The sequence below is a fragment of the Microbacterium gawkjiense genome (genome assembly GCF_031932225.1).
Taxonomy (GTDB): domain Bacteria; phylum Actinomycetota; class Actinomycetes; order Actinomycetales; family Microbacteriaceae; genus Microbacterium; species Microbacterium gawkjiense.
Genome location: NZ_JAUZVV010000001.1, coordinates 1,263,393 through 1,280,359 on the forward strand (window position 1 = coordinate 1,263,393; position 16,967 = coordinate 1,280,359).

A 16,967-nucleotide genomic window follows, 5' to 3' on the forward strand; every position below is an offset into this window, starting at 1 on the left:
CCGTCGACTCAGACGGTCTCGAACAGGAGCGCGAACGACGCGTCGCGCGCCGGCAGGCGGTACCGGGGCAGCACGCCCGGGCCGCACGTCGCGGTGCCGACGCCCGACTGCGCGATGTCGATCGAGACGTGCGTCGCGGTCGGCTCGGGCAGCAGCGATGCGTGCGACGTGGTGCTGAGCGTCGTGCGGTCCCACGGCGACACCGTGAGTGCGACGCCCGCGTCGAGCGCCTCGCCGCCGACCACGCTCACGCGCACGCCGCCCTCGGTGGTGCGGATGACGGCCGTGCGCACCCCTCGCCGCGAGCCGCTCTCCTGCGGCCGGACGTGAGGGGTGACGAGTTCGTCGGCCGCCGCCTGGAACCACCCGAAGCGCACACCCGAGTCGGTGTCGGGGTAGCTCGGCCCCGGGCCGAGTCCGGCGAAGTCCATGCCGAGCGGCGCGCCGGCGAGGGCGACGTCGACGCCCAGGCGCGCCCAGTCGACGGTCCACGAGAACGGCGCCTTCTCGATCCACGAGTTGTCCCACGACCCGATGCTGCGCAGGTCGAGCTCGAGCAGCATCCCCTCGGGCACGCGTGACCAGCGCCACAGTGCATCGACGCCGCTGTCGAACGACGGGGCGCCGACGCGGGTGTCGACGACGAGGGCCGCGGCGTCCGCCTCGATGCTGCGGACACGGGTCTGCATCCGGTCGATCCGGGCCAGCGCCCAGCGCTCCGCCATCGGGGGCAGGGTGGGCTCGTCCCAGCCGGGGAACAGGTCGTTGTCGGTCGGCGCGCGCCAGATGCCGATGCCGGGACCCTCGACGATGTCGAGCGAACCGAGCCGCAGCGGGCGTCCGCGCCGGTCGAACCCGTCGGCGTGGGGAGCCGTGGCGGCGCCCACGAGCGGCACACCGGTGCGCACCTGCTGACCGGTCGCGACGACGTGGCCGGCCGCGGCCCAGTCGGTCGCGTCGCGCAGTGCGGCGTTGACGGTCAGCACGTCGGCGACGCGCGGCTCGCCGGTCGCGCGGGCCTCGGCCGGCAGGCCGATCCGCTCGCGCTGCCGCGGGCCGACGGCGGGGACCGCCAGCTCGCCCTGCGCGACGACCTCGCCGTCGACCTCGCGACGCCACCGGACGGTGAGGTGGTCCGTGTCGACGTGGTCGTAGCGGTTCTGCAGCAGGATGCCGCGACGGTCGGCATCCACCTCGATCACGACGGGGGCGACGATCGCGGCGTAATCGACGAGCCCGGGGCGCGGCTCGCGGTCGGCGCTGATCAGGCCGTCGATCACGAAGTTGTGGTCGTGCACCGACTCGCCGAAGTCGCCGCCGTAGCGGAACGCGCGGCGGCCCCTCTCGTCCTCGATCGCGATCGCGTGCTCGACCCACTCCCAGATGAAGCCGCCCGCGAGGCGCGGGAAGCGCTCGTAGAGCTCCCAGTACTCCTTCACGCCGCCGGGGCTGTTGCCCATGGCGTGGCCGAACTCGCAATGCACGAACGGCAGCGACCGGCGCCGCAGCTCGGCGGCGCGGATGTCGGCGGGCGGGATCTCGTCCGCCTCCTCGCCGATCCGGCGGACCTCGTCGTGCGAGGCGTACATGCGCGAGTACACGTCGGTGTCGCGGCTCGAGTGGTCGCCCTCGTAGTGGATGAGGCGGGTGTCGTCGTTCTCGCGCACCCATCGTGCCATCGCGCGGATGTTGCAGCCCGCGCCTGACTCGTTGCCGAGCGACCACATGATGACGCTCGGGTGGGTGCGGTCGCGCGTGACGGTGCGGCGGATACGGTCGACGAAGGATGCCTCCCACGCCGGGTCGTCGCTCGGGTTGCCGCGCCACGACACGTACTCGTACTCGTGGGTCTCGAGGTCGCATTCGTCGATGACGTAGAGGCCCAGCTCGTCGGTCAGGTCGAGGAACTCCGGATGCGGCGGGTAGTGCGACGTGCGCACGGCGTTGATGTTGTGCTGCTTCATCAGCACGAGGTCGCGGCGGGCGAGCTCGGTGGTGTGCACGCGTCCGCGCTCGGGGTCGTGTTCGTGACGGTTCACGCCGCGGAGCATGATCGCGCGGCCGTTGAGGGTGAGCACCCCGCCGTGCGCGCGCACGCGACGGAAGCCGATGCGCACCGAGACGGTCTCGGATGCCGTGGCGAGGGTCGCGTCGTAGAGGCGCGGCGTCTCGGCCGACCACGGCGCGACGACGCCTGCGTCGACGATGCTCCGGCCGGCGGGCACGTCGGCGCGGATCCCGAGCTCGGGCACCTCGAGCACGGCGGCCGCGGAGGTCGTCACCTCGACCGTGCCGTGCCCGGACTCGTGATCGAAGTCGCCCGTGAGGACGGCGTCGTCGATGCCGCCGACGGGGCGGGCGAGCAGGGTGACGCTCCGGAAGATGCCCGGCAGCCACCACATGTCCTGGTTCTCGAGGTAGGTGCCGTCCGAGAACTGCGCGACACGCACCGCGACGACGTCGCCGGTTCCGGTGAGCAAGCCGGTGACGTCGAACTCGTGCGTCAGGCGGCTGCCGCGGGTCGAGCCGAGGCGCGTGCCGTTGACGAACACGTCGGCGGCGGACTCGATGCCGTCGAAGCGCAGGAGTGCGCGGCCCCCGGCATCCGTCACCCGTCGGATCGCGTCGTCGACGTCGATGCGACGCACGTAGTCGCCGACCGGGTTCTCGTCGGGCGGGTAGGGCGGGTCGATGGGGAACGGGAACTGCACGTTCGAGTACGCGGGCGTGCCGAAGCCGCTCATGTTCCAGTGCGCGGGCACGGTGATCTCGTCCCAGCCCTCGGTCTCGCCACGCGCCCACTCGTCCCGCGGCGCGAGCTCCGGCGAGGGCGAGAGGCGGAACCGCCAAGCGCCGTCGAGCGACTGGGTGGGGGCGTCGCTTCGCAGACGCGTGCGCGGGGCGACGGATCCTTCGCCGGGACCGATCCGGGCGACGTCGAAGGCGGTCATCGCGCGGCCTCCGCCGGGAGCGATGCGGGGCTCAGCCGCGACGCGGCGGCGGCGTCGAGGACGAGCGTCACGCGGTCGTGGCGCTGCAGGAAGGATGCCGGCAGGTCGGCCGTCTGCGGCCCCTCGACGGCGCGGGCGACGGCCTCGGCCTTCGACTCGCCCCACGCGATCAGGACGATCTCGCGGGCGTCGAGGATGGTGCCGATGCCCTGCGTGAGCGCGTGCGTGGGGACGAGACCGGCGTCGCCGTCGAAGAAGCGGCTGTTGTCGGCGACGGTCCGCGGTGCCAGTTCGACGACGCGGGTGCGGGAGTCGGGGGCGGAGCCGGGCTCGTTGAAGCCGATGTGACCGTTGGCGCCGATGCCGAGTATCTGCAGGTCGACGCCGCCGGCGCCCGCGATCGCCGCCTCGTAGCGTGCCGCGGCCTCGGCCGGGTCGGCGGCCGCGCCCTCGGGCACGTGGACGCGCGCGGGGTCGAGTCCGAGCGGCCCGGTGACCTCGCGGGCGATGACGGAGTGGTAGCTCTCGGGGTGGTCGACGGGTAGGCCGACGTACTCGTCGAGGGCGAACGCGGCCGCGCGCGAGAGGTCGAGACCGGCCGCCACGCGTGCGGTGAGCGCGCGGTAGAGGGGCTGCGGGCTGGACCCCGTTGCCACACCGAGGACCGGGGAGGCGAGGTCGGCGACCGAGGCGGCCACGACCGCCGCGGCGATCTCGCCGGCGCCGGCGGCATCGGGGGAGAGCAGGATCCTCACGAGAGCACCTTTCGGGGGGAGAGCGAATCGCGGCGGGCGACCGCGAGGGCGAGGGCGCCGACGACGGGGGGTTCGTCGAGCACGTGGAGTCGGAGCGCACCGTCACGCCGCTGCAGTTCGGTGCGCAGGAGGTCGGCGAGCACGGGCTGGGCGGTCATGACGCCGCCCGCGGCGATGACGTCGGCGCCCCGCGCGCCGCGGCCGCGGACGGCGACGACGGCGTCGGCGAGGTGGGCGGCCGAGGCTGCGACGACCTCGTGCGCGAGCGGCGAGCCCTCGGCATCCGCCGCGAAGACCTGCGGAGCGAAACCGCCCCACGCCGCCTCGCTCGCCTCGGCCTGGAACCGCAGCGCCAGGTCGACGTGGTCGACGGCGCCGAACGCGTCGAGGAAGCGCGCCGCGAGCGGGTCGGCCATCGCCGCCGCGCCGTCGCGGTCGACGGCGCGCAGCAGGGCGACGGCGGCGCGACGGGCGATCCCGGGCGCGCTCGCGTCGTCGGCGATCAGCCAGCCGTAGCCGTCGGCGGTCACCGGTTCGCCCTCGCCGTCGAAGCCGACGATCACCGAGCCGGTGCCCGCGATGACGCAGACAGCGGCCTCGAGCCCCATGGCCGGGGCGAGGAGTACCGCATCGTTCACGACCTCGACATGGCCCGACATCCGCTCGGCCAGCAGTGCCGTCGCCTGCAGCCGCTGGCGGGTGCTGTCGATGCCGTGCGCGCCGACGATCGTCACCTCGGGCGCGGTGCCGACGGTGTCGAGGACGAGGCGGGCGAGCCGGTCGAAGTTCGCCGCGTGGTCGAAGATCGCGCCCTCGCGCCACACCTCGCTTGGGACGACGCGGTCGAGGACCGTCCCGTCGACGAGTGCGCGCAGCTGGGTCTTCGTGCCGCCGACGTCGACGCCGACGACGGGCCCGGTGGTCTCGGTGAGGTCAGGCAAGGTAGACCGCCCCCTTCACGTGGTCGATGATGAGCTGCCCGATGCCGACGAGGGCGGCATCCTCGCCCAGCGCGCCCACGACGACGGCGGGCGGGCGGGGGATGCGGCCCTCGAGGCGCCGGGTGACGCCGCCGACGAGCAGGTCGGTACGCCGCGGCAGGCGGCCGGCGAGGATGACGACGCGGCAGTCGAGGATGACCGACAGGGCGGCGACCGACATCGCGATGTGGTCGAGCAGGCGCTCGGCGTCCGCGCCGACCGACGCGCTCTCGTCGTCGAGGACGGACATGGTGGATGCCTCGGTTCCGCCGGCCCCGCCGAGGGCGAGCACCCGCGTCTCGAGGTCGCCGCCGGTCGGACGCGGCTGCGAGAACGCCTGCGGGTCGGTGATGAGGTAGCCGATCTCGCCCGCGGCGGCGCCCGCGCCGCGCACGAGGCGGTCGCCCGAGACGATCCCGGCGCCCACGCCGATTCCGAACACGAGCGCCGCGAGATCGCCCGTGCCCTGTCCCGCACCGTGCGTCCACTCGCCGATCGTCACGGCGTTGGCATCGTTCTCGACGACGACGGGCAGCCCCGTGCGTGTCTGCAGCGCGTCGCGGACGGCGACGCCGTTCCAGCCCAGCTCGACCGAGTCGCTCACCGCGCCGTCCGCGTCGACGACACCCGGGACAGACAAGCCGATCCCCTGCGCCGGGCTGCCGATCCCGGCCGCGACGCGGATGAGGCGTTCGGCGAGGACGCCGACCCCCTCGAGGCGCGACGACGCCGTCAGGAGGCCGTCGGCATCCTGCAGCTGCCGGGTCTCGGTGTGACGTGTCTCGCCGTCCAGGTCGATGAGGGCGCCGCGGGCGATCGCCGAGGTGACGTCGACGGCGACGACCGTGCGGGCCTCGCCGAGGTGGCGGTAGCGGTGGGTGGGGCGGCCGACGCCGCCGGTGTCGCGTTCGACGCCGAGCAGGCCCTCCTCGACCATGCGCGCGCACAGGCGGTGGACCGTGGCCGAGGCGAGCCCCGTGGCCGCGACGAGCTCGGCGCGACCCAGGGGTCCAGCGGTGCGGAGCGCGTCGAGGATCGCGGTGCGGTTGATGCGGGTGACGTCGGCGTTGGTCGCCGTGCCCCTGTTCCCCGCTGCGCGCACGCCGTTCACGGATTCCCTTCCGGACCTTTTCGTCTTACTCTGAGATAAAAGCAGACGGATGCCGGGGGCGCAAGGTCGCACGCGGCACCGTCTATCGTCGGAACGGTGCCCTCGCGGACGCGCGTCCCGCGCGCGAGGCCCGTTGCCCGTCGCGGCCCCGCATCCCCCCGCTGCGGCATCCGGCCGTCACCGGCCGAGAGGAAACCCCATGACCGAGCACGTGCTGTGGTACCGCCGTCCCGCCGAGACCTGGAACGAGGCCCTTCCGCTGGGCAACGGCGCCCTCGGGGCCATGTGCTTCGGCGGCGTCGCCGACGCGCTCCTGCGCCTCAACGACGAGACCGTCTGGTCGGGCAGCCCCGCCAGCGAGCTCGCCGCCCCCCTGGTGACGGCGGACGAAGCCCGCGACGCGCTCGCCGCCGCCCGCGAGGCCGTCGCCGACGAGCGCGAGGACGACGCCGACCTGCTCGTTCGCCGCCTGCAGCACCGTCACGCGCAGTCCTTCCTCCCCTTCGCCGACCTGCGGCTGCGGATCGACGGAGCGGATGCCGCCGAGCTCACCGACTACCGCCGCGAACTCGACCTGCGCACCGCGACCCACACGGCCGGCGGCGGACTCGACGGCAATCGCGTGCACCACCGCACGTGGATCAGCGCGCCCCACCGCGTGCTCGTCCACGAGCTCGAGAGCGACGACCCGATCGACGTACGCGTCGAGATCGAGACGCCGCTGCGCGAGCTCGGCCGGGTCGAGAACGACGCGGCGACGACCCTGCTCGTGCAGGTGCCGTCCGACGTGACGCCCCCGCACGACGAGGTGGACGAGCCCGTCGTCTACGAGGAGGGGGCCGCCGCGGTGCGCGGCGCGCTGCACGCCCGCATCCTCACCGACGGCACCCTCGTGCGCGGCGGCCGCGTCCTGCGCGCCACCCGCGTGACCGTCGTCCTCGCGACCGCGACGACCTTCACCGGGATGGGGCGGATGCCGGAGGGCACCGAGCGTGCCGCCGCGCGGCGCGCGACCGAGCTCGTGAACGCCGCCGTGTCAGCCGGGCTCGACGAGGTGCGCACGGCGCAGCTGCGCGACCACGCCCGCCTCTACGACCGGGCCGAGCTGACCCTCGGGGTCGCGCCGGAGTCGGCCGAGCTCGACACCGCCGAGCGTCTGCGCGCGCTCGGCGACGGCGGCTCCGTCGACGTGGCGCGCGACCCCGGCATGGCCGCGCTCCTGTTCCACTACGGCCGCTACCTGCTGCTCTGCTCGTCGCGGCCCGGCGGGCTGCCGGCGACCCTGCAGGGCATCTGGAACCAGGACGTGCGCCCCGAGTGGAGCTCGAACTACACGACGAACATCAACGTCGAGATGAACTACTGGGCCGCGCACACGACGAACCTCAGCGAGACCGAGGAGCCCCTGCTGGGACTGCTCGACGCCCTCGCCGACAGCGGCGCCGAGACCGCGCGGCGGCTCTACGACGCCCCCGGCTGGGTCGCCCACCACAACACGGATGCCTGGGGGTACACCCAGCCGGTCGGCGACGGCGAGCACGACGCCGCATGGGCGTTCTGGCCGATGGCGGGGCTCTGGCTCTGCCTGCACCTCGCCGAGCGCGAGGCGTTCGGGGTCACCGACCGCGCCGAACGCCTGCAGGCGTTCCGGCTGCTGCGCGGTGCGACGGCGTTCGCCCTCGCCTGGACGACCGTGCCGGACGACGGTGTGCGCGGCACCGCCCTGTCCACCTCGCCCGAGAACGTCTTCCGCACGGCGAGCGGCGCCCCGGCGGCCGTCTCGGAGTCGGCGACGCTCGACGTCGTGCTGCTGCGCGCGCACCTCGACGCGTTCGTCCGCGCCGCGCACCTCGTCGGGCAGGAGGACGACCCGCTCGTCGCCCAGGCGGTCGAGGCCCGTGCCGAGCTGCCCGGGATCCCGGTCGTCGACGAAACGATCGCCGAATGGCCCGGTGGTCGCGAGGCCGTCGACCCGCACCACCGCCACCTGTCGCCGCTCGTGTTCGTCTACCCCGGCACCGAGCCGCTGACCGAGGACCTCGCTGCCGCGGCATCCCGCTTCCTCGACCTGCGCGAGGACGAGTCCACCGGCTGGTCGCTCGCGTGGAAGATCGCCCTCCGCGCCCGCCTCGCCCAGCCCGAGCGCGTCGCTGCGCTCCTCGCGCTCGTCTTCCGCGACATGTCCGTCGACCGCGGCGACCACTCGGGCGGCCTGTACGACAACATGCTCGCCGCGCACCCGCCGTTCCAGATCGACGGCAACCTCGGCTACACGGCGGGTCTCGCCGAGTGCCTGCTGCAGTCGCACGGCGACGGGATCGCGCTGCTGCCGGCGCTGCCCGCCGCGCTCGGCGCCGGATCCGTGCGCGGCCTCGTCGCCCGCCCCGGCATCGAGGTCGACCTCGCGTGGGATGCCGCCGGTGCCGTCACCTCGGCGCGGGCGCGGGCCCGCGTGACCACCGCCGAGGGAACGCACGCGTTCCGGCACGGAGACCACCGGATGGAGGCCGTGATCGGCTCGGCGTGGAGCGTGCTCATCGGGGAGTGATCGGCATCCCCCAGCCCTCGTTCGGGAATGCCCACGGTCTCGCGGCGTTCCCTCGAGACATGACACACGTAGGAATCATCGGCGCAGGACACATCGGCTCGGCCATCGCACAGGTGCTGGTCGGGCAGGGCCATCAGGTCGCGATCGCGAACTCGCGCGGGCCGGAGACCCTCGCAGAGCTCGTCGCCGAGCTCGGCGATAACGCGCAGGCCATGACGGCAGCGGAGGCCGCCGCCTTCGGTGAGTGGGTCGTGGTGACCGTGCCGCTCAAGGCGATCGACGACCTGCCCGTCGCGGAGCTCGCCGGCAAGATCGTCGTCGACACCAACAACTACTACTGGGAGCGCGACGGCCGCATCGCCGAGCTCGAGGAGAAGAAGACCACGACCTCGCGGATGCTGCAGGACCGCCTGCCGCAGTCGACCGTCGTCAAGGGCTTCAACCACATCCCCGCCGCCGACATCACGACCGACGGCGCCCCCGCGGGATCGCCGAACCGCCGCGCCCTCGCGACCGCGAGCGACTCGCAGGACGGCGTGACCTTCATCACCAAGCTCTACGACGACTTCGGCTTCGACACCGTCAACGTCGGCGGCCTCGACGAGAGTTGGCGCGTCGAGCGCGACCAGCCCGCGTACGTCATCCGGCAGAACGCCGACGAGCTGCGCGCGAACCTCGCCCGGGCCGAGCGCTGACCCCGGCATCCGCTCGCGAGCCGACGCGAACGGCACTCCTCCCCGGTGGATGGATGCCGAACGCGTCGGCTCGCGGTCGTTCAGCGCAGGTGCGCGGGGCGGGGGAGCTTCACGAAGAGCATCAGCACGAGTCCCAGCACGAGGACGATCGCGATGCCCAGGATGCCCCAGTAGGTCGCCCCGAAGACGGCGATGAAGAGCGTCCACATGGCCGGCGCGAGGAAGCTCACGACGCGGCCTGTCGTCGCGTAGAGGCCGAAGACCTCGCCCTGCATGTGCTCGGGTGTGACACGGGCGAGGAGCGACCGGGTCGACGCCTGCGCGGGACCGACGAAGGCGCACAGGAGCAGCCCGAGGATCCAGAACGGCAGCTTGCCGGCGTCGTGCAGCAGGAACACCGCGAGAGCCGTCACGACGAGGCCGCCGAGCGAGGTGAGGATGATCGCCCGCGCGCCGTACCGGTCGTCGAGGCGGCCGGCGACGACCGTCGAGATTCCTGCGACGAGGTTCGCGGCGATGCCGAACAGGATCACCTCGTTCGGCGAGAACCCGAAGGCCACGGCGGCGAGGACGCCGCCGAACGCGAAGACGCCGCCGAGCCCGTCGCGGTAGACGGCGCTCGCGAGCAGGAACCACGCGGTCGGGCGGTGCGAGCGGAACAGGTTCGCGATCGAGCGGAAGAACTCGCGGAACCACGCCGCGAAGCCCAGCGGCGGCGCGCCGGCGGGAGCGGGCGGTTCGGGGACGTTGCGGAAGAGCGGGATCGCGAACACGATCGTCCACACGGCGCAGCCGACCGCGATCAGCCGGTAGGCGAGTCCGTTCGACGTGTCGAGGCCGAACCACTCGACCGCGTTCAGGACCACGACCGCGACGAGGGCCAGGATGCCGCCGATGTAGCCGAGCCCCCAGCCGAGACCCGACACCTTGCCGACCGTGCGCGGGGTCGAGACGCTCACGAGCAGTGCGTTGTAGTTGACGCCGGCGATCTCGGAGGCGACGGCGCCGAGCGAGACGAGAATCGCGCCGATCCAGAAGAACGACGGGTCGGCGAAGACGAAGAACAGGCCGAACTGCAGGAGGGCGAGCAGAGCGGTCGCGATCAGCAGCCAGCGCTTCTTGCGGCCCTTCCGATCGGCGACCTGACCGAGGATCGGCGCCAGCAGCAGGATCGCGAGCCCCGCGATCGTCGAGACGAGGCCGTAGCCGCTCGACAGATCCGCGAGGGCGGACTGCTTGAGCGGGTCGTCGTCGGCGAGGGCCGCGATGTCCGCCGGCAGGAAGGTGTCGGAGACGAGGTACAGCGACACGAAGACGAAGGTCAGGATGACCGAGTTGAACGGCTGGGTCGCCCAGTCCCACATCGCCCACGACACGACGCTCTTTCGCGCGACGGGGCGCTCCTCGAGGTCCTGGAACATCACGGGCAGGGCGCCGCTGTCGGCGGTGGCGGGGATCTCGGGCGCCCCGCCGGTGGAACGCGTCATGAGGCGCACACTACCGCGCGTGCGGTACTTCCCGGTGACGTGGGCTCACCCGGCGACGGGGGCGTCCCAGACCACCGGCGTGACGGTGCCGTCGCGCCAGTCGCGGCGCAGGATGCTGTATGCGACGGATGCCAGCAGTCGCCCGTCGTCGACGGGCCAACCCTCGCGGTAGTACGCCTCCTGCACCCAGCCGCAGCGGACGAACACGCGGCGCATCGCCACGTTGTCCTCCCGCGTCTGCCCTTCGAACCTGTTGACCTCGGGCATGGTGGTGAACACGTGGTCGGTCGCGGCGCGGAGTACTGCGGCGGCGAGCCCGCGACCGCGGTGGGCGGTGTCGAGGCGCAGATCGAACAAGGGAGCGTCGTCGCTGAGGTCCTCGAGGCGGAAGAAACCCAGGCGACCGTGCTCGTCGGAGTCGATCCAGAAGGACGCGTGATCCTCGTCCGCGTACGCGCCGTCGTCGATCGCCTGCGAGATCTGCGCCGCCGTGGGATGCGTCCGCACGTGGAACGGGAACGACTGCGAGCTCATGAACGCGATGAGGGTGTCGCGGTCGGCACCGGTCGGGTCGAGGGGAGTGAAGCGGATCGGCATCCGTTCACGCTACGACGGCGAAGACGGGTCGATCGAGTCTGCAAACTTGATATGAGTCGGCTCAAGTTGGTTTGACGCTCGGGGCAGGTCGGAGTAGCCTTGAGTCATCGCGGCTCAGGTTGTGGCCGAAGCCGCGGAAAGACTTCAGATCTACGCAAACGCCACACGAAGGAGAATCACATGGCACGTGCAGTGGGAATCGACCTCGGAACGACCAACTCGGTCGTCGCCGTCCTCGAAGGTGGCGAGCCGAAGGTCATCGCCAACGCCGAGGGTCTTCGCACGACCCCCTCGGTCGTCGCGTTCACGAAGGACGGCGAGGTGCTCGTCGGCGAGACCGCCAAGCGCCAGGCCGTCACGAACGTCGACCGCACCCTCACCTCCGTCAAGCGCCACATGGGCACCGACTGGAAGACCCAGGCGATCGACGGCAAGAACTACACGCCGCAGGAGATCTCGGCCCGCATCCTGCAGAAGCTCAAGCGCGACGCCGAGCAGTACCTCGGTGACACGGTGACGGATGCCGTCATCACCGTCCCCGCCTACTTCAACGACGCCGAGCGTCAGGCCACGAAGGAGGCCGGTGAGATCGCGGGCCTCAACGTGCTCCGCATCATCAACGAGCCGACCGCCGCCGCGCTCGCCTACGGTCTCGACAAGGGCAAGGAGGACGAGCTCATCCTCGTCTTCGACCTCGGTGGTGGAACCTTCGACGTCTCCCTGCTCGAGGTGGGCAAGGACGACGACTTCTCCACGATCCAGGTGCGCGCCACCGCCGGTGACAACCGCCTCGGCGGCGACGATTGGGACCAGCGCATCGTCGACTACCTGATCAAGCAGTTCAAGGACACCAGCGGCGTCGACGTCTCGAGCGACAAGATCGCCCTGCAGCGTCTCAAGGAGGCCGCGGAGCAGGCGAAGAAAGAGCTCTCCAGCTCGCAGTCGACCTCGATCAACCTGCCCTACCTCTCGTTGACCGACTCGGGCCCCGTGTCGCTGTCCGAGACCCTGAGCCGCGCGAAGTTCGAGGACCTCACGAAGGACCTGCTCGACCGCACCAAGAAGCCGTTCGAGGACGTCATCCGCGAGGCCGGCATCAAGGTCGCCGACATCGACCACGTCGTGCTCGTCGGTGGGTCGACGCGTATGCCCGCCGTGAGCGAGCTCGTGAAGAAGGAAGCCGGCAAGGAGCCCAACAAGGGCGTCAACCCGGACGAGGTCGTCGCCGTCGGCGCCGCCCTGCAGGCCGGTGTCCTCAAGGGTGAGCGCAAGGACGTGCTGCTCATCGACGTCACCCCGCTGAGCCTCGGCATCGAGACCAAGGGCGGCATCATGACCAAGCTCATCGAGCGCAACACGGCCATCCCGACCAAGCGCAGCGAGACCTTCACGACCGCCGACGACAACCAGCCGTCGGTCGCCATCCAGGTCTTCCAGGGCGAGCGCGACTTCACCCGCGACAACAAGCCGCTCGGCACGTTCGAGCTCACCGGCATCGCGCCGGCACCCCGCGGCATCCCGCAGATCGAGGTCACCTTCGACATCGACGCGAACGGCATCGTGCACGTGTCCGCCAAGGACAAGGGCACGGGCAAGGAGCAGTCGATGACGATCACCGGCGGCTCGTCGCTGCCGAAGGACGACATCGAGCGCATGGTGCGCGAGGCCGAGGAGCACGCGGCCGAGGACAAGAAGCGCCGTGAGGCCGCCGAGGTCCGCAACCAGGCCGAGACCCTCTCGTACTCGATCGAGAAGCTCCTGAACGAGAACGCCGACAAGCTGCCCGAGGACGTCAAGACCGAGGTCCAGGCCGACGTCGACGCCCTCAAGACGGCGCTCGCGGGCGACAACGACGACACCGTCAAGGACGCCTACGACAAGCTGAACTCCTCGCAGACGAAGATCGGCGAGGCGATCTACGCCGCCAGCCAGGCCGAGGCCGCACAGGCCCCGACCGACGCGCCGGCCGGTGAGCAGGCGGCATCCGATGAGGATGTCGTCGACGCCGAGGTCGTCGACGACGAGGACGAGAAGAAGTAAGCATGGCGGACAAGGACTTCGAGGGGCCCGACGACGGCGACGAGGTCGTGGACTCCGGGGCTGCCGACCAGGCGGCCCCGGAGGGCGCCGCCGACGGTCCCGACACGCAGCCCGAAGAGCTGACGGTCGACGACATCCTCGGCGCCGCCCAGTCCGACGAGGCTGCGGTGGCCGATGCTCCCGCCGAGGAGCATGACCTCGTCCTCGACCTCAAGCGCGTCCAGGCCGAATACGCCAACTACCGACGCCGCACCGAGGAGCAGCGCGAGGTGGAGATCGCGCGCGCCAAGGGTTCCGTCGCGAAGGGGATGCTGCCGGTCCTCGACGACCTCGACCGTGCTGAGAAGCACGGAGACCTCGAGGAGGGCACGCCGCTCGCCGCGATCGCCGACAAGATCCGCACGGTCGTCGCCCGCCTGGGCGTCGAGCGTTACGGCGAAGCCGGTGAGGCCTTCGACCCGCAGCAGCACGAGGCGATCTTCCAGGCGCCGACTCCCGGCACCACCGAGGCGACGATCCTCGAAGTGGTCGAGGTGGGCTACCGCCTGGGCGACCTCGAGCTGCGTCCCGCCAAGGTCGTCGTCGCCGTCCCGGCCGAGTAAGGGAAGGGAGGGGCAATGGCCAGTCAGGACTGGTTCGACAAGGACTTCTACAAGGTCCTCGGTGTGTCGAAGGACGTCTCGGATGCCGAGTTGAAGAAGACGTACCGCAAGCTGGCGCGCACCTACCACCCCGACTCGAACGCGGGGGATGCCGCGGCCGAGGCGAAGTTCAAGGAGATCAGCGAGGCGTACTCGGTGCTCAGCGACAAGGAGCAGCGCGCCGAGTACGACCAGCTGCGCGCCATGGGCTCGGGAGCGCGCTTCCAGCCCGGCGCGAGCGGCGGCGGGTTCGAGGACGTGTTCAGCAGGTTCTCGACCGGAGGAGGCGGCCAGCAGGCCGACTTCGACGACCTGTTCGCGATGTTCGGGCAGCAGGGCGGGGGCCGCTTCGGCTCGGGCCGCTTCGGGCAGCCGAGCGGCGGGTTCCGCGGCTTCGGCGGTCCGCAGCGCGGTGCCGACGTCACCGCCCGCACGACCCTCGACTTCACCACGGCCGTGAAGGGCGACACGATCACCCTGCAGGGCGAGGACGGCAGGCCGATCAAGGTCAAGATCCCCGCGGGGGTCTCGGACGGGCAGAAGATCAAGCTGCGCGGGCGCGGCCGGCCCTCCCCGGACGGCGGCGAGGCGGGCGACATTGTGCTGACGGTGGGCGTGCGCCCGCATCCCGTCTTCACGCGTGAAGGGCTGAATCTCCGCATCCACGTCCCCGTGACGTTCACCGAAGCGGCCCTCGGCGCCACGATCGAGGTGCCCACGCTCGGCGGCGACGTCGTCAAGCTGCGCGTGGCCCCCGGCACCCCGTCGGGGCGCGTGCTGCGCGTCAAGGGGCGGGGCGTGCAGACCGCGAAGGGCACCGGCGACCTGCTCGCCGAGGTGCAGGTCGCGGTCCCGACGCACCTGGACGGACCGGCGCGCGAGGCGCTGGAACGCTTCCACGAGCTGGAACCCAAGGAGAACCCCCGCGCCGATCTGATGGCCAAGGCGCGCGAGTGAGGTGAGAGGCATGGCGAACGAGCAGGTCGACGAAGAGGCCCCGATCCTGGCGATCGCGGTCGCGGCCGAGCTCGCCGGCATGCACCCGCAGACGCTGCGCCAGTATGACCGGCTGGGACTCGTGGTACCGGCGCGCACCCGAGGCGGGTCGCGCCGGTACTCCCTCCGGCACGTCGCGCAGCTGCGCGAGGTTGCCCAGATGTCGGCCGACGGCGTGAGCCTGCCGGCGATCTCGCGCATCATCGAGCTCGAGAACGAGGTGCGGATGCTGCGCCGCGAGGTCTCGGGACTGCAGGCGCGCCTGCGCGACGAGGTCGCCGCCCGCCGCGGTGCCCGCGTGTTCGCCGCCGGCGCGACCGGCTCGGTCGTCACGCTCCGCCAGGGCACGCGCGTGCGCCGCGCGACCGACGTCGTGCTGTGGCGCCCGCATCCGTCCCCCTCCGACGACTGACGCTTTCGGCGGTTGCCGAGGGGTCGCAGATGGTCGCCCGACGGCGTCTGAAGCGACCATCTGCGACGTCTCGAGGCTTCTCCAGGGGGTCCGACGGGCGGGCGGATGTCCACAAGGGGGCGACGGGCGGGTGGGTGACGGTGATCGCGGCGGGATCGTTGGCGGATGCCGAGTGTCCTTCCCCCGGGTCTCCCCGACCGCTTCCTCGTCGCGCACGCTCTCGACGCCGGCGTCACGCGCCGTCGGTTGCGGCATCCGTCCCTTGCGGCGCCGTTCTACGGTGTCCGTTCCCGTGAAGAGGCTCACGACGTCAGGGCGCTCGCCCTCGGCTATCTGCCCAAGCTGCGGGCCGGGGAGCATTTCTCGCACGCGACGGCGCTCGTCCTCGCGGGAGGGTGGGCTCCCGACCGACTCCGGTCCGCCCTCGATGTGACCGCGCTCCCACCGATCATTCGGGCTCGCGGGGCGGGAGTGCGCGGGCACCGTTCCCAGGCGGCCCGCCTCCGGCTGATGGACGGGATGCCGGTGGTCGAGCCGGCGGTCGCGTGGTGCCAGGCGGCATCCCTTCTCAGCGACCGTGAGCTCGTTGTCGCGGCGGATGCGCTGCTCCGTCGCCACCACCCTGTGCTCACCGTCGATGCGCTGGAGGCCGCGGTCGCCGAGCGGGACGGGTCGCGCGGCGTGCGGCGATTGCGACGTGCGCTGGAGCTTACGGAGCCGCAAACCGATTCCGTCGCGGAGACGCTCCTTCGTCTGGACGCGCGGGAGGCCGGGCTTCCGCCGTTCGAGGTGAATGCCGAGATCCGGGATGCGCACGGTCGGTTCCTCGCCTACGGCGATCTGGTCCACGCGCCGACGAAGGTGCTGCTCGAATACGACGGGCAGCAGCATCGCCTCGACGACCGTCAGTTCGCGCGCGACGTGGATCGGTTGGACGACCTCGCCGCGGCGGGGTGGCGGGTCATCCGGGTGAACCGTTGGCATCGCGGCGCCGCCCGCCGGTGGGCACTCGAGCGCACCCGCGCCGCCCTCCTCGAGCGGGGATGGCGCCCCGAGGCGTCGCAGATGGTCGCTGCGCGCCGGCGAAAGTGACCATCTGCGACGTCTCGGCGGCGGGGCGCGGATGCCGGGGGTCAGGCGGGGTCGATGCGGAGGGTGCCGGGGCCCTCGCCGACGGTCAGGTCGTCGACCAGGCGCAGCGACCGGGCGAGGGCGTCGACGGCGGGGATGACGGTGCCGAACCGCTCGCGGTCGGAGATGACCGCGGTGAGTGTCACGAGGTGGGTGCCGGTGTCCCACGTGTACGACGCGAACGGGGTCTGACGCGGGTTCGGCGGCAGCGGCATCTCGAGCTTCTCGCCGACACCCAGGGGCGAGCCGGTGAACGTGACGGTGTCGTCGTACTCGATCGGCATGCTCGCCCGCATCGTGCGCAGCTGGGGCGTGAGCTCCTGCACCTGGGCCATCGCGACGAGCAGCTCGGGATCGTCCCTCCACACCCACGCGAGCAGCCGCCCGTCGGCGCGGCGCATGAGGGCGGGGATCGCCTGGCTCATCGCCCACGCCGCCACCTTGCTACCGGGCTGTTCGCGGCCGAACGCGGCGTTCGCCTGGGCGAGCAGCATCCCGATCGCCTTCTTGCGGGCGCGTCGTCCACGGAACCCGAAGGATCCCGTGATCGGGACCCATCGCGCGGGGTCCGCCTGGGCAGAGATTCGCGTCATGCCGACAAGCGTAGGTTGCTATCATCCGCC

At 72.0% G+C, this 16,967-nt stretch carries 14 protein-coding genes; 7 read left to right on the forward strand and 7 right to left on the reverse strand.

The window, feature by feature from the left end:
- Positions 1-8 precede the first annotated feature (8 nt).
- From Q9S71_RS06180 to Q9S71_RS06195, 4 genes are read right to left on the reverse strand one after another with little or no spacing between them, the layout of a single operon-like run.
- Entirely contained in the window at positions 9-2,951 is a 2,943-nt protein-coding gene (locus Q9S71_RS06180) for a glycoside hydrolase family 2 TIM barrel-domain containing protein (RefSeq protein WP_311861190.1), read from the reverse strand.
- Entirely contained in the window at positions 2,948-3,706 is a 759-nt protein-coding gene (locus Q9S71_RS06185; protein WP_311861191.1) for a glucosamine-6-phosphate deaminase, read from the reverse strand. Before Q9S71_RS06185 ends, Q9S71_RS06180 begins: the two co-directional genes overlap by 4 nt.
- Positions 3,703-4,647 (reverse strand): BadF/BadG/BcrA/BcrD ATPase family protein, encoded by a 945-nt coding sequence (locus Q9S71_RS06190; RefSeq protein WP_311861192.1) that lies wholly within the window; start codon positions 4,645-4,647, stop codon positions 3,703-3,705. Before Q9S71_RS06190 ends, Q9S71_RS06185 begins: the two co-directional genes overlap by 4 nt.
- Positions 4,640-5,797: an ROK family transcriptional regulator gene (locus tag Q9S71_RS06195; RefSeq protein ID WP_311861193.1), complete on the reverse strand. Its 1,158-nt coding sequence runs from the start codon at positions 5,795-5,797 to the stop codon at positions 4,640-4,642. Before Q9S71_RS06195 ends, Q9S71_RS06190 begins: the two co-directional genes overlap by 8 nt.
- Positions 5,798-5,996: 199 nt before the next feature.
- Between Q9S71_RS06195 and Q9S71_RS06200 the strand changes: the two genes are divergently transcribed.
- The gene (locus tag Q9S71_RS06200; protein WP_311861194.1) at positions 5,997-8,345 is read left to right on the forward strand and encodes a glycosyl hydrolase family 95 catalytic domain-containing protein; all 2,349 of its coding nucleotides are present in this window, start codon (positions 5,997-5,999) and stop codon (positions 8,343-8,345) included.
- A 59-nt stretch (positions 8,346-8,404) separates the two neighbouring features.
- The gene (locus Q9S71_RS06205) at positions 8,405-9,040 is read left to right on the forward strand and encodes an NADPH-dependent F420 reductase (protein WP_311861195.1); all 636 of its coding nucleotides are present in this window, start codon (positions 8,405-8,407) and stop codon (positions 9,038-9,040) included.
- A gap of 80 nt (positions 9,041-9,120) precedes the next feature.
- On the opposite strand, the gene Q9S71_RS06210 is transcribed toward Q9S71_RS06205, so the two are convergent.
- Complete coding sequence (locus Q9S71_RS06210) at positions 9,121-10,527, reverse strand: MFS transporter (RefSeq protein WP_311861196.1); 1,407 nt, start codon at positions 10,525-10,527, stop codon at positions 9,121-9,123.
- Between the two features lie 45 nt (positions 10,528-10,572).
- The gene (locus tag Q9S71_RS06215) at positions 10,573-11,124 is read right to left on the reverse strand and encodes a GNAT family N-acetyltransferase (RefSeq protein WP_311861197.1); all 552 of its coding nucleotides are present in this window, start codon (positions 11,122-11,124) and stop codon (positions 10,573-10,575) included.
- Positions 11,125-11,304: 180 nt separating this feature from the next.
- Between Q9S71_RS06215 and dnaK the strand changes: the two genes are divergently transcribed.
- From dnaK to Q9S71_RS06240, 5 genes are all read left to right on the forward strand, one after another.
- The gene (gene dnaK / locus Q9S71_RS06220; protein WP_311861198.1) at positions 11,305-13,164 is read left to right on the forward strand and encodes a molecular chaperone DnaK; all 1,860 of its coding nucleotides are present in this window, start codon (positions 11,305-11,307) and stop codon (positions 13,162-13,164) included.
- A 2-nt stretch (positions 13,165-13,166) separates the two neighbouring features.
- Positions 13,167-13,766, forward strand: a complete 600-nt coding sequence (locus Q9S71_RS06225) for a nucleotide exchange factor GrpE (protein WP_253035693.1) — start codon at positions 13,167-13,169, stop codon at positions 13,764-13,766.
- Positions 13,767-13,781: 15 nt separating this feature from the next.
- Entirely contained in the window at positions 13,782-14,762 is a 981-nt protein-coding gene (locus Q9S71_RS06230; RefSeq protein WP_064002621.1) for a DnaJ C-terminal domain-containing protein, read from the forward strand.
- A 10-nt stretch (positions 14,763-14,772) separates the two neighbouring features.
- The gene (locus Q9S71_RS06235) at positions 14,773-15,213 is read left to right on the forward strand and encodes a heat shock protein transcriptional repressor HspR (protein ID WP_064002620.1); all 441 of its coding nucleotides are present in this window, start codon (positions 14,773-14,775) and stop codon (positions 15,211-15,213) included.
- Positions 15,214-15,378: 165 nt separating this feature from the next.
- Positions 15,379-16,305: a hypothetical protein gene (locus Q9S71_RS06240; protein WP_311861199.1), complete on the forward strand. Its 927-nt coding sequence runs from the start codon at positions 15,379-15,381 to the stop codon at positions 16,303-16,305.
- Positions 16,306-16,346: 41 nt separating this feature from the next.
- Here the strand turns inward: Q9S71_RS06240 and Q9S71_RS06245 are convergent, their stop codons facing one another.
- Positions 16,347-16,937 (reverse strand): hypothetical protein, encoded by a 591-nt coding sequence (locus Q9S71_RS06245; RefSeq protein WP_311861201.1) that lies wholly within the window; start codon positions 16,935-16,937, stop codon positions 16,347-16,349.
- Positions 16,938-16,967: the final 30 nt, after the last annotated feature.